Origin of the sequence: Nitrospira sp. (assembly GCA_024998565.1) — a bacterium.
In the GTDB taxonomy this organism is placed as follows: Bacteria; Nitrospirota; Nitrospiria; order Nitrospirales; family Nitrospiraceae; genus Nitrospira_A.
The window spans coordinates 1-12,363 of record JACOEM010000011.1 but is presented as its reverse complement, the minus strand read 5'-3'; the positions used below and the strand labels follow the sequence as shown (position 1 = coordinate 12,363).

The window sequence follows — 12,363 nt, the reverse complement described above, 5'->3', positions numbered from 1 at the left end:
GTGAAAAGTAAAACGTGAAAGAGACATGATCGTGCAGAATTCTTCTCTCACGGCCCGTTTCACGTTTGTCGTTTCTCGTTTTACTGCTTATTGCAGTTCAGGAACGTAGGGCGCCAAGTGCTGACGTAATGTGGCCAACTCCGGGTATTTGGACAAATTCCGTTTCACGTAGCCTAGAACGCGAGGGATGTCGGCGAGAAATTTCGGGTTGTGTTTGACCCGGTCGATGTAGACAAACCGGCCGGCGGCCTTGAGGTTGCGTTGGATACTGGTCAAGTCGAACAGGCGGCGAAACGCCGCGCGATCCGCCCACCCTTGCCCGTGGGCGACAAGGCCATTGAGGAAATGATCGACCAACCCGTCCACCACCGCATCCTCCAGCTCGATGTACGCATCTTTCAGCAACGAGGCCAGATCGTAGGTCGCCGGGCCCATGAGGGCATCCTGAAAATCGATGATCCCGATGCGCGATCCGTCGACCATGAGATTGCGTGAATGGTAATCGCGATGGACGAAGACCTGCGGCTGCCCGGCCAGCAATTCGGCGATACGTTGAAACTCGGCGCGGACCGCCTTGTCGTCGGCCGGTTTCATAGGCTGCCCTAACCGCGCGACAATCCCATATTCGAGGAAGTGGTCGAACTCCCACATCAACAGCGGCACATCGAATTGCCGGTGAAAGGCGATACAGCCGGGGGCGGGCGGTTGCGTCCCCTTCACTTGGAGCCGCACCAATTGATCGATCGCCTGACGGTAGAGCGAAACCAAGCGGGCACGATCCGCATCGCGGCAGGCTTCGGCCAGCGTCAGATCCCCGAAATCCTCCAAGTACAGGAAGCCGGCCTCGCGATCGTAATAGTGCAACTGCGGGACGGTGACACCGGTGCGCTGCAGATGCGTGAGCACGTTGGTAAAGGGCAGTTCCGCAATCTGAGCGGACGCGCCGCTGACGGCTTCTTCAGACTTTTTGAAACCCTCCGGATCGGCCAACTGCATGAGGATCAATGCCGAGGGCGTCCCCTTCAAGGCGATCCGGAAGTATCGGCGATTCGATGCGTCACCGGCGAGCGGGGTCAACCCCGTCACATCGTCGCGAAACGGCAGCTTGGTCGCAACTGTCTTGGCAATTCGTGCAGGATCCGGCGGGGCAAGCGGTGCCGCGGGAGCGGCTGGATTTGTCGTTGTCATACGATCGGCATTATAGCCAAACCTTGCTGAACTGCCAGCAGAAAGTCACCTGCTGCATACACCCTCGTCTGCCGATTGGTTGCCAGCCCTCACCACGAGCCGGTATCCTATCTGCTCTACCCCAAGGAGACGCACATGCACTACGTTCATCTCGGGCGCTCGGGCCTGCGGGTCAGCCGCCTCTGTCTCGGCACCATGAACTTCGGCCCGCAGACCTCCGAAACCGACAGTTTTGCGATCATGGACCAGGCACTCGAACGGGGCATCAACTTTTTCGACAGCGCCAACGTCTATGGCTGGAAAGTCGGCGAAGGGGTGACGGAGCAGATTGTCGGCCGTTGGCTCGCCCAAGGCGGCGGGCGACGAGAGAAAATTGTGCTGGCCACGAAGGTCTATGGCCGCATGGGCGACTGGCCCAACCAGTCGCGCCTGTCTGCCTTGCATATCAAACGCGCGTGCGAAGAGAGTCTCCGGCGTCTACAGACAGACCATCTCGACCTCTACCAGATGCATCACATCGATCGTGAATGCCCCTGGGAGGAAATCTGGCAGGCGATGGAACAACTCTGCCGCGAAGGGAAGGTGCTGTACGTCGGCAGCAGCAATTTCGCCGGCTGGCACATCGCGCAGGCGCAAGAGATGGCGAAGTCACGCCACTTTCTCGGGCTCATCTCGGAACAAAGTCTCTACAACCTCCTGGAGCGAACCGTCGAACTGGAGGTCATCCCGGCCTGTCAGGCTTATGGGATCGGCATCATTCCCTGGAGTCCCCTGGCGCGAGGTCTGCTGGGAGGGGCGCTGAGCACGCACACAACCGGACGGCGGGCAGACGAAGACGTCCGGAAAGATATCGAGACCCATCGCACAAAACTGGAAGCCTATGAACAGTTCTGCAGGACCGTGAATGCCACGCCGGCCGCCGTCGCCCTCGCCTGGCTGCTTCATCAACCGGCCGTGACGGCCCCCATCATCGGGCCTCGCACCAAGGAACAGCTGACATCCGCACTCGCGGCGTTGGAGCTGACGCTGACTCCGGAACACCTCAAGACATTGGACACAATCTTCCCCGGCCCGGGCGGCGCCGCCCCCGAGGCCTACGCCTGGTAGAAGCTGGAAACGCAAGGCAGGCTCAGCGGACCATCTGCACCGTCATCACGCAGAGAAAGGAGCGAGGATCGGAGAAACAACGCGGCAAGAATCGATGGGAGAGGATCGGGCGAAACGCGCCGAGGCTACAGGGATGACTGAACAGCGCGCCGCTCTGTGAGACGCCAGGTCCAGGCCCCGAGCGTGGCACCCACGGAATCGGCCACCAGATCCAACGGATCTCCCTGACGAAGGGGCACGAACAATTGATGGATCTCATCGCTCAGGCCGTAGAGCGCACAACCGACCACCGCTACGATGCCGGCATGTCGGGCCACCCAAGCACCCGCTCCGTGCCGACAGGCCCGATAGGCCAAGGCCCCAAAAACTCCGTATTCGCAGAGATGCAAGATCTTGTCGGAGATCTTTTCCATTAGCGACGAAACGGATTCCGGTGGATTGGAAACAGAAGACCCGAAGAAAATGAGTCCGGCATACAAACAGACCGGTCCCCAATACCGCAGGATCGAAAAAGACGATACCAGCGGCGCTGTACGTATCTCGCTCGAAACCATCTGATTCGATTCCATTCTGCCTGGCTCCCCGTTTCGCACCACCGCCGGTCCCATACCGCATGATCGCACTCACCCGGGCGGAAAGAAAACAGGCCCACCTCAATCCGGCCCTTTCATTGCAACACTCCTACCCCTATGACATACTGCCCCGGAGTCTGCAAGAAACTTCCCGATGAAAACCATTCAACTCTGTTTCCTCTGGCATATGCACCAGCCGTATTACACGGACCCGCTCACGGGGTCCGCGAGTATGCCCTGGGTGCGTCTGCACGCCACCAAGGCCTACTTCGACATGGCCTTCCTGCTGGAGCGATTTCCGGAGGCTCGCTCGACCTTTAACTTCACGCCGTCGCTGCTGCTGCAACTGGAGGAGTTCTCCACAGGCCGCGTCCGCGATCTCTTTCTGGAATATGCACAACGCCAGGCGGCCGAGCTGACCCCGACTGAAAAAGCCTTCCTGATCCGCCATTTCTTTTCCGCCAATTGGGCCACCATGGTGCGCCCCTTCCCCCGTTATCAGGAACTGCTGGTGAAACGTGGTGTCGACGTCCAGGGGCAAGACCTCGATCGTCTGGCCAGGCAGTTTTCGACGCAGGAATTTCTGGACCTTCAGGTCTGGCACAATCTCGCCTGGTTCGGCTACGGCAGCCTGCAGCGCTTTCCACGTCTGGCGGAGTTGCGCGCGAAGAATCGGGGCTTCACGGAAGAAGACAAGCAGGAAGTGCTGGCGCTGCAACAGACCGCAATCAGGCAGATTGTTCCGATGTATAAGGCGCTCCAGGAGCGTGGACAGATCGAGTTGACTACCACGCCGTTTTTCCACCCGATTCTTCCGCTTGTGATCGACTCGGAATTCACTCGCCGCGCCAGGCCGGACCTGCCGCTGCCCGCTCGATTCCATGCTCCGGCCGACGCCGACGCCCAGGTGCGACGGGCGATCGAGTACCATACGCACACGTTCGGCCGTGCACCGGCCGGGCTCTGGCCGTCCGAAGGATCAGTCTGTCCTGAGTTGTTGCCCATCCTGAGCAAAGCCGGGATTCGCTGGCTGGCGACGGACGAAGGTATCCTCTACCGGTCGCTCCAGATGGCCGACCAGGCCTGGAATCGTCATTATCATCTCTATCAGCCCTACGCAGTCGGCACCGCGGAGCAGCCACTCACCATGGTGTTCCGCGACCGGGATATTTCCGATGCCTTCGGTTTCGTCTATCACAAGACGACCCCGGAGTCGGCCGCCGACGATGTACTCCGGCGAATCCGCGGGCTTGCATACGACATTCCGCTGGAGAACGGGCTCCTGGCCGTGATTCTCGACGGCGAGAATCCCTGGGAGCATTATCACGACGGCGGCGAGCGCTTCCTCTCCCTGCTGTTTCGTGCCTTCGAACAGGACGGACTGCATATCGGCCATGGCATTCGCGTGCAATTGAACACCGTGAGCCACGCGTTGGAGTCGGTTCCACCCCCTCAACGCCTCGAGCAGTTACATTCCGGCTCCTGGATCAACCAGGACTTTAAAATCTGGATCGGCCACCAGGAAGACAATCGCGGCTGGGACCTCCTGCAGCACACGCGGGCCCGTCTCGTGGACCTCACGCCCTCGTTGGCGCCGGACAAAGCCCGCGCGGCCTGGGACGAACTCTATGCCGCCGAAGGCAGCGACTGGTTCTGGTGGTACGGCGACGACTTCGATACCGACTATAAACAGGAGTTCGACCGCCTGTTCCGCACGCACCTGCGCAACGTCTGGACCTATGCCGGGGTGACGCCGCCCGACATCTTGAATCAGCCCCTGGTCGAGGCCCGCACGCCGCAAGGCCTGGACCTGGTGCAACTCCCGCTGGCGCTCATCACCCCGACCCTCGACGGCATGGTCTCCAATTTTTTCGAATGGCGCGGGGCCGGCACTATCAATCCGACGCCCCCGCTGGGAGCCATGTGGAAGTCCGAAGGACTCTTCACCTCCATTTTCTTCGGGTTCGACCGCGAACATCTCTACCTCCGGCTGGATCTCGATGAACGAACTCAAACGCGCCAGGAGCACTGCACCGCAGACCTATTCATCGGCTCGGGCATCCAGCAATATAAGTTGTCGTTTGCCCTCACGGCCGAAGGCGCGGACACCTTTCTGCTCTCCCGGGCGGACGAGTCCGGCCTCTATCGCGACAGGGGCTCCTACCGCACGATCTGCCGGCGAAAAATTCTGGAACTGGGCATACCGTTCAAAGAACTGGGCATCGAGATCGACACAGAACTACGGTTGACCCTGACGGTGTCGGAACATGGGATGGAAATCGCGCGGTATCCTCACCACAGCCCGGCCACCTTCAACCGGCCGGGAGACGACTTTGAAGCCACGATGTGGCGCGTCTGAACAACAATGCTCAAGGCTCCCTGCTCAATGAGGTCGTCACCATCCGCCCCGTCATTGGACATCGAGCATTGCGCAGTGACCATTGACAACTAGAGGAGTCGAGATGCCTGAACTGAGAAGAGACCCGATCGTCGGCCGCTGGGTCATCATTTCAACCGAACGGGGTGGACGCCCCCAGGACGTGTCTATGCCGTCGGCGCCGCTTCCCTCTGCGTCCATGTGTCCGTTTTGCCCGGGCCAGGAACGTCTGACGCCGAAAGAGATCCTCGCCTATCGGCCCCATGCCTCGGAACCGGACAGCCCGAATTGGACCGTGCGAGTCATCCCCAATAAGTTTCCCGCGCTGCATGTCGAAGGCGACATGGGACGCGAAGGCCTCGGCCTCTACGACCGCATGAACGGGATCGGCGCCCATGAAGTCATCATCGAAACCCCCAATCACAAGGAACACCTCTCCGACCTGCCGGCAAACCGGGTGGAGGATGTGCTCTGGGCCTATCGCGACCGGATTCTCGACCTCAAGAAGGATCTGAGGCTGCGATATATTCTGATCTTTAAAAATCAGGGCGCCACGGCAGGCGCCACGTTGGAGCATAGCCACTCTCAGCTCATCGCCTTGCCGGTCGTACCCACCAGCGTCCTCGAAGAAATCGACGGATGCCGGCAGCATTTCCAGCAGAAGGAACGCTGCATCTATTGCGACATCCTGCGGCAGGAATCGTCGGAAGGCACCCGCGTGGTGCTGGAGAACCCGGAGTTTGTCTGCCTGACCCCCTACGCGCCCCGTTTTCCGTTTGAAATGTGGATCCTTCCCAAGCGTCACGCCGGATATTTCGAAGAATGCCAACGTGCTCAGTTCGAATTCTTGGCGCCTATCCTGGGCGAAGCGCTACGGCGCATGGATACCGTGCTGGCTCGACCGGCCTACAACTTCATCCTACACAGCTCGCCGCTGCACGAAAAAACCGGAGACTTCTATCACTGGCACATCGAGATCATCCCGAAACTCACCCAGGTGGCCGGATTTGAATGGGGCACCGGGTTTTACATTAACCCCGTTGCTCCGGAAGAAGCGGCGAAGGCGCTGCGAGACGCCGAGATCTAAGGGCGCCGACACGTCCTCCCCCCCTCGGCCATCGTGCGGGCGCACCATTCCCGCACGATCATAGGCTCATCCCTCCCTGAAGCAGCGATGCTGTACAACAGGTCTTGGACAAATCTCCGTCGGTACGTGAATTTTGTCCAGTACCTTCTCTTGCCATCTGCAGGTACGACACAGTATAAAATCCACGTAATCGGTTCAGGACATTGGGGAACGCCGGAAGGCGAACGCCCACTCGCACCACATTCAGACATTCATCCACATGTAACGGGATGGGGAGGCCGCGACCACCAAGAAGGTAGGAGGGTATCGTGAAAGTGCAACACCTCGAATGGAAAGACGAAACGTTCAGCGAACTGGATCTCCAGAATCAAAAATATAAGCGTCTCGCAATCGGGTCCGCCCTCCTCTTCCTCAGCGTGGTCGGCCTGCTGATTTATCAGATCATCGCGGGCATCAAGTAGCCAACAGCGGCTCATCACGGCTCCTGCGGGAAGGTTGGTACCACCGTGGCTCCTACGGTGCGCGACCTTCCTTTCATCCGGACTCGCCCTCCCGCGCCAGCTCCTTCGGAACCTCGGCGGCCCATACGCATTGCAATCGCGCACAACTCAGCCGTATCATCGCGCATGCTTGTTCACCTCAGCCACCCGCAACGCCAAGTTGAAATCAAAGGGCCCAAACGCACCAAAGAGGTGCTGCGCGAACTCAACTTGGTCATTGAGGCGCACCTCGTCATCCGAGGCGATGAACTCGTCACGGAAGATGAAATGCTTGCCGACGCCGACCAGATTGAAATCCGTCCGGTGATCTCCGGCGGCTGAACGGTGCGAATCTCCTCTCACCCTTCACGATTGTGGAACCGTTATGAACTGCGGCAAGTGCAAGACTAAAGCCGTCATCAGCCTCCCGCGACACAATGCCGCCTTCTGCAAGGGCTGCTTCACGACTTTCGTGCACGAGCAGGTCGCGCGCGCGATCAAATCGTTCAAGATGTTCACGCCCGAGGATCGCATCCTCGTGGCCGTCTCCGGCGGCAAAGACAGTCTTGCGCTGTGGCACATCCTCCTCAAGCTCGGCTACCGCGCCGATGCGCTATATGTGAATCTCGGCATCGGCAGCTACTCTGAAGAATCGCATCGGAAAGTGCGGCACTACGCGGACAACGTGGCCGCTGCCCACGGAGCAAACCTGATCGTGCATGTCGTCGAGCAGGAAGCCGGCGCCGGCATTCGTGAATTGGCCACCATTCTTCATCGCCCGACCTGTTCGACGTGCGGGACCATCAAGCGGTATCAGTTCAATCGCGCCGCGGTGGAACAGGACTACGACGTGATGGCCACAGGCCACAATCTGGATGACGAGGCTGCTCGCCTCTTAGGCAACGTGTTGCACTGGCAGGATGAATATCTGGACAAGCAAAGCCCCACCTTGCCGGCATCGGTCGAAGGATTCGCCAAGAAGGTCAAACCGCTTTGCCGTCTTTCCGAACGGGAAATCGCCGCTTACGCAGTCGTCAATCGCATCGATTACATCGTCGAAGAATGTCCGATGGCCAAGGGATCCAAGATGATCCTCTATAAAGAGGTCCTCAACCGGCTGGAGACGGAATCACCCGGCACGAAACAACGATTTTACTGGGGGTTTCTCGAGAAGCAGACCAAGCCGGGGCCCGCCACGGAATCCATGGCGGAAAAGGATCAACGCACACTCCATCCCTGCACGACTTGCGGCCAACCGACCACCGCGGAAATCTGTACCTACTGCAAGATGATGGCAAAGGCCAAGACCGCAACGCCGCGTTAGGCTTGGCCTGAAATGCCGGGTCATCCTCCGGCTGATGCTCCCGTCAATAAATACTCTTGCTCACTTCACTGGAACGCAAGCTCTCATTCCCGTTCACATCGTACGCCGTCACGGCAAAGTAATAGGTGGTGCCGAGTTTCAGGTTCGAAAACTGATAGGACGTGGACTTCCCCACGTCAACCGGTGCCCCATACCGGCCGGAAGACGTCCCGGAATAGACCTTATATCCGGCTAGGTCGCTTTCGGCATTGGCATTCCACGCCAGAACGGCCGTCGTCCCGGTGGTGGTTGAAGAAGTCGCAGCTGAGAGCTTGAGCGTCACGGGTATCGCCACGGTGCTTCCCCTGCTGGTCGTGATCGTCACCGTTCCGGAATAGGTCCCGGCCGCCAGCCCGCTGATATTGACGGACACCGTCAGCAGCGTGGAACTTCCCAGAGTACCGGACGTAGGTGAAAGACTCAGCCAACCGGCATTGTCCTTCCCGCTCCAACTGACCTTTCGACTACTGCTTTTATAGACCTTCACCGTCTTACTGGGTGGATTGGGACCACCCTGTACGGCCTGAAAGGTCAAACTAGTCGGACTGGCTTGTAGGGCCTGGGCTTCGGAAAGCAGCATCCCACTTCCGATCAGCATCACGGCAAGAGTCACCAGCATTCGAGGTAGGACACCCACAGGCAAAGAACACCACTGGCGCAGACCTCGTTTCATATGACCTCCCACGTGCGACTTAAGGGAATACCATTTTCGACAATCGCAAAGCGGCTCACCGGGCGTCTCGTGACATGAACCACCGTCCCAGCCGGACTCATTAAGAGCAGTGATCATGCCAAACAGACGTGCGTAAAGAAATCGTGCTATCTCATAGTAATTTATGTGTATCTCCACCGCGGCTTCGGCAGCCGGTGTAGGGTTGAGACTGCAGGAAGGGTAGAGAATGTGCACCAGGTGCCGGAGGCCAACTACCTGACGCTCAGGTTCCGGCCGGTGATCTCAGGGATAAGATTTCAGTCAGTCAAGACGCCAGGCCGGACCCGACCTGTCCTGTGTCTGCAGTTCGGCCCCGGGCGCTGAGCGGCCTCCGGACAGGTCCCGCGAAAGCTAAGCCGCCGCATCGCCACTACAGCTGAAGCCCTGCACCTTTGCACAGACCGGATGGACTGTGTATAAGCTAGAGTTGTCATGCGTCGCATTGTGCGCGCCTTTTTCACAGACTCATGTCTTCAGTCCGTACCACGCCATCTGTTGCGTGCCAGTCATCAACGTCAACGCCGTGCGGCGCTACTCCTTCTCTGGTTGATTCTCTTCGGTCCACCACTCAACGATTCGATCGCCGCCGGACCTGCCACGCCGCCCAAGGGACAGACGGCCTCCATCACGCTCCGATTCGTCTCCTGGAAACCCGATCACCCGCGCGTGTGGGACGAGGCCCTCGCCGAGTTCACCAAAACCCATCCTCATATTTCGGTCGTGCGCGAACTGGCCCCGCACAGCTCGACCGCCTATCACGATCTCCTGACGCAAAAGCTGAAAAATCGCGACGCCACGGTCGACGTCTTTTTCATGGATGTGATCTGGGTGCCGGAGTTTGGGGAAGCCGGTTGGGCCCGTCGGCTCGACGAGCGATTTACTCCGGCCATGCGCAAGGAATTTCTCCCCGCCACTATTGAAGTCGGCCGATATGCCGACCATTTTTACGGCGTTCCGAGTCGCATCGATGCCGGGCTGCTCTACTATCGATCGGACTTGCTGACCAAGTACGGCTTCGCTCCCCCGGCGACATGGGAGGAGGTTGCCAGACAGGCGGACGTCATCGTCGCCGGGGAACGATCGACGAACCCGACCCTGCGCGGGTACACGGCGCAATTCAAACAGTACGAAGGCCTCGTCTGTAACCTGCTGGAGTTCATCGACGGCCACGGCGGGAGCCTGCTGACGTCGGATGGAACACATTCCACTCTGGCTAAACCTGAAGCGATGGCCGCCGTGCAGTTCGTTCGTGACCGGGTGATCGGCCGGCTTGCATCACGCGCGGCGTTGACCTATCAAGAACCGGAATCCCTCTCCGTCTTTCTTCAAGGCCATGCAGTCTTTCACCGCAACTGGCCTTACGCCTGGGAACTGGCCAACAACCGGACTCGATCGACCATCGCCGGACAGGTCGCCGTGATGCCTCTTCCCGGATTCACTCCGGGACGCACGGCCGCGGCACTCGGCGGCTGGCTCTACGGCATCAGCGCCTACTCACAGCATCCGAACGAAGCCTGGGCGCTCATCGGGTTTCTTTCCAGCCAGGCCATACAAAAGAAGTTCGCACAGGAGGCCGGCATCGCCCCCTCCCGTCAGGCGCTGTTTGCCGATCCCGACCTGCTGACAGCAGCGCCGCAACTCCGGAACCACTTCACCGTCCTCCGCTCCGCGACGGCTCGCCCGCGTTCCCCCCTGTACCCCGCGATCTCGCATTTACTACAGCGTTATTTCAGCCGTGCCCTTGCCATCGACGACCTCGACCTTGCTCAGGAAGCGGCCGTGACCGACGCTCACATCGATCGGCTACTCGCCCTCACGAGGGCTGCGCCATGATCCGCACCGCCTCAATCCTGCGAAATCGCGACAGCCTGGCGGCCTGGACGATGGTGGCACCGGCGCTGCTCGTAACAATGGTCTTCGCACTGTACCCCGTGTTGGATTCGCTCTGGCTCAGCCTGCACAATATTTTCATCGGGCTGCCGCAGCTCGGCAGTCCGTTCGTCGGGCTGGACAATTATGTGGCGCTGCTTCGTGATCCGGTGGCGCAACAGGCACTAGTCGTCACCCTTGCCTTTGTGGGCCTCTCCACGATACTCGAGTTGGCCTGCGGACTGATCATTGCGCTGGTGATTCATGAGCGGTTTCGCGGGCGTGGTCTCGTGCGGGCCGCGATCCTGATTCCCTGGGCCATTCCGACGGTCGTCGCGTCGCAACTGTGGCGCTATATCTTCAATGACCAATACGGGTTCGCCAACTTACTGTTGTTCGGCGAACAGGTCACCGACTATATCCCCTGGCTGGCCTATCCGGGCATGGCGTTCGGCATCGTCGTACTGGCGGACGTCTGGAAGACATCCTCTTTCGCCGCGTTGCTGATCCTGGCCGGCCTCCAGGTGATTCCAGACGATCTCTACGACGCCGCCCGTGTCGACGGCGCTACCGCCTGGCAACGGTTTTGGCACATCACCCTTCCGCTGCTAAAACCCGCGCTGTTGCTCGCGCTACTGTTTCGCACCATGGATGCGTTTCGTGTCTTCGATCTCGTGTTCGTGATGACACAAGGCGGGCCGGGCGACGCCACGCAGGTGCTCCAGTTCTATGGTTACCAAACCCTGTTCACGGAAGGCCGGATCGGATATGGCTCTGCCGTCTCCGTGGCCGTGTTCCTGATGATCCTGGCGCTGTCGTTGACGTACCTGCGCGCCATCGGGTCGAGTCTCCTGGAGCGCAGGCAACCATGAATCGACGTCTCCTCCTCGCGCTGGGCATCATCGCTACGGTGGGACTGAGTCTGCTACCGTTCCTCTGGTTTGTCCTCACATCGTTCAAGTCGCAAGGTGAGATCGAAGCTGCGCCTCCCGCCTGGTGGCCATCAGGCAACCTGGGATTCTATCGCGCTGCCATCTTCGACCATCATCTCTTCGACTACGTGCTGAATAGCGTCGTCGTGGCCGGGTCCACCACGCTGCTCGCCCTTTTGCTCGCCATCCCGGCAGCCTACGCGCTGGCCCGGCTGACCATCCCCGGGAAACAAGGGATTCTGGCCCTGTTGCTCTGCGTGTCGATGTTTCCCCAAATGGCCATCGCCGGGCCCGTCTGGCGACTGCTCGACACAATCGGCGGTCTCAACCACCGGTGGGGCGTCGTGTTGCCCTATGTGGCCCTCACCCTGCCGTTGGCGATCTGGATTCTCGCCAGCTTCTTCAAAGAATTGCCGCCCGAGCTCGAAGATGCCGCACGCGTTGACGGATGTGGTCCTTGGGGTACTTTGTTCCGGATCACGTTGCCGCTAGCGACGCCGGGGATCTTCACCGCCGCGATTCTGATCCTGATCTATGCCTGGAATGAATTTTTCTTTGCGCTGCTCATTCTCACTCAACCGGAGCAACAGACATTGCCCGTGGGCATCGCGCTCTTCCAGGGAGAATTCACCATGCCTTGGGGAGAGCTGGCGGCGGCTTCGGTGGTCGCGACCCTT

12 protein-coding genes are annotated in these 12,363 nt (G+C 59.6%); 9 read left to right on the top strand and 3 right to left on the bottom strand.

What is annotated here, in order from left to right; all coding sequences use genetic code 11:
- Nucleotides 1-87: 87 nt before the first annotated feature.
- Entirely contained in the window at nucleotides 88-1,188 is a 1,101-nt protein-coding gene (locus tag H8K11_16150; protein ID MCS6265284.1) for a phosphotransferase, read from the bottom strand.
- Between the two features lie 135 nt (nucleotides 1,189-1,323).
- On the opposite strand from H8K11_16150, the gene H8K11_16145 reads away from it, so the two are divergent.
- On the top strand, nucleotides 1,324-2,295 hold the full coding sequence (locus H8K11_16145) for an aldo/keto reductase (protein ID MCS6265283.1): 972 nt from the start codon (nucleotides 1,324-1,326) through the stop codon (nucleotides 2,293-2,295).
- A 125-nt stretch (nucleotides 2,296-2,420) separates the two neighbouring features.
- On the opposite strand, the gene H8K11_16140 is transcribed toward H8K11_16145, so the two are convergent.
- On the bottom strand, nucleotides 2,421-2,849 hold the full coding sequence (locus H8K11_16140; GenBank protein ID MCS6265282.1) for a VanZ family protein: 429 nt from the start codon (nucleotides 2,847-2,849) through the stop codon (nucleotides 2,421-2,423).
- A gap of 172 nt (nucleotides 2,850-3,021) precedes the next feature.
- Between H8K11_16140 and H8K11_16135 the strand changes: the two genes are divergently transcribed.
- The 5 genes from H8K11_16135 to H8K11_16115 all read left to right on the top strand — a co-directional run bounded on the left by H8K11_16135 (nucleotide 3,022) and on the right by H8K11_16115 (nucleotide 8,134).
- The gene (locus H8K11_16135; GenBank protein MCS6265281.1) at nucleotides 3,022-5,226 is read left to right on the top strand and encodes a glycoside hydrolase; all 2,205 of its coding nucleotides are present in this window, start codon (nucleotides 3,022-3,024) and stop codon (nucleotides 5,224-5,226) included.
- 103 nt (nucleotides 5,227-5,329) lie between these two features.
- Nucleotides 5,330-6,331, top strand: a complete 1,002-nt coding sequence (gene galT / locus H8K11_16130; GenBank protein MCS6265280.1) for a galactose-1-phosphate uridylyltransferase — start codon at nucleotides 5,330-5,332, stop codon at nucleotides 6,329-6,331.
- Between the two features lie 308 nt (nucleotides 6,332-6,639).
- The gene (locus H8K11_16125; GenBank protein ID MCS6265279.1) at nucleotides 6,640-6,792 is read left to right on the top strand and encodes a hypothetical protein; all 153 of its coding nucleotides are present in this window, start codon (nucleotides 6,640-6,642) and stop codon (nucleotides 6,790-6,792) included.
- Nucleotides 6,793-6,957: 165 nt separating this feature from the next.
- Nucleotides 6,958-7,152, top strand: a complete 195-nt coding sequence (locus tag H8K11_16120; protein ID MCS6265278.1) for a thiamine biosynthesis protein ThiS — start codon at nucleotides 6,958-6,960, stop codon at nucleotides 7,150-7,152.
- 43 nt (nucleotides 7,153-7,195) lie between these two features.
- Nucleotides 7,196-8,134, top strand: coding sequence for an adenine nucleotide alpha hydrolase family protein (locus H8K11_16115; protein ID MCS6265277.1), 939 nt, complete (start codon nucleotides 7,196-7,198; stop codon nucleotides 8,132-8,134).
- Nucleotides 8,135-8,177: 43 nt separating this feature from the next.
- Here the strand turns inward: H8K11_16115 and H8K11_16110 are convergent, their stop codons facing one another.
- Nucleotides 8,178-8,792 (bottom strand): fibronectin type III domain-containing protein, encoded by a 615-nt coding sequence (locus tag H8K11_16110; protein MCS6265276.1) that lies wholly within the window; start codon nucleotides 8,790-8,792, stop codon nucleotides 8,178-8,180.
- 537 nt (nucleotides 8,793-9,329) lie between these two features.
- Here H8K11_16110 and H8K11_16105 point away from each other — a divergent pair.
- The 3 genes from H8K11_16105 to H8K11_16095 all read left to right on the top strand — a co-directional run.
- On the top strand, nucleotides 9,330-10,718 hold the full coding sequence (locus H8K11_16105) for an ABC transporter substrate-binding protein (GenBank protein MCS6265275.1): 1,389 nt from the start codon (nucleotides 9,330-9,332) through the stop codon (nucleotides 10,716-10,718).
- On the top strand, nucleotides 10,715-11,626 hold the full coding sequence (locus H8K11_16100) for a sugar ABC transporter permease (protein MCS6265274.1): 912 nt from the start codon (nucleotides 10,715-10,717) through the stop codon (nucleotides 11,624-11,626). The genes H8K11_16105 and H8K11_16100 overlap by 4 nt, the downstream gene beginning before the upstream one ends.
- A partial coding sequence (locus H8K11_16095; GenBank protein MCS6265273.1) for a carbohydrate ABC transporter permease occupies nucleotides 11,623-12,363 on the top strand: 741 nt, incomplete at its 3' end. The genes H8K11_16100 and H8K11_16095, both read left to right, overlap by 4 nt.

What these genes read in the sequence shown, in the direction of transcription:
- H8K11_16145 (MCS6265283.1), top strand. Translation starts at nt 1,324, where the DNA reads ATGCACTACGTTCATCTCGGGCGCTCGGGCCTGCGGGTCAGCCGCCTC.
- H8K11_16120 (MCS6265278.1), top strand. Translation starts at nt 6,958, where the DNA reads ATGCTTGTTCACCTCAGCCACCCGCAACGCCAAGTTGAAATCAAAGGG.
- H8K11_16115 (MCS6265277.1), top strand. Translation starts at nt 7,196, where the DNA reads ATGAACTGCGGCAAGTGCAAGACTAAAGCCGTCATCAGCCTCCCGCGA.
- H8K11_16150 (MCS6265284.1), bottom strand. Translation starts at nt 1,188, where the DNA reads ATGACAACGACAAATCCAGCCGCTCCCGCGGCACCGCTTGCCCCGCCG.
- galT (MCS6265280.1), top strand. Translation starts at nt 5,330, where the DNA reads ATGCCTGAACTGAGAAGAGACCCGATCGTCGGCCGCTGGGTCATCATT.
- H8K11_16135 (MCS6265281.1), top strand. Translation starts at nt 3,022, where the DNA reads ATGAAAACCATTCAACTCTGTTTCCTCTGGCATATGCACCAGCCGTAT.
- H8K11_16140 (MCS6265282.1), bottom strand. Translation starts at nt 2,849, where the DNA reads ATGGTTTCGAGCGAGATACGTACAGCGCCGCTGGTATCGTCTTTTTCG.
- H8K11_16100 (MCS6265274.1), top strand. Translation starts at nt 10,715, where the DNA reads ATGATCCGCACCGCCTCAATCCTGCGAAATCGCGACAGCCTGGCGGCC.
- H8K11_16110 (MCS6265276.1), bottom strand. Translation starts at nt 8,792, where the DNA reads ATGCTGGTGACTCTTGCCGTGATGCTGATCGGAAGTGGGATGCTGCTT.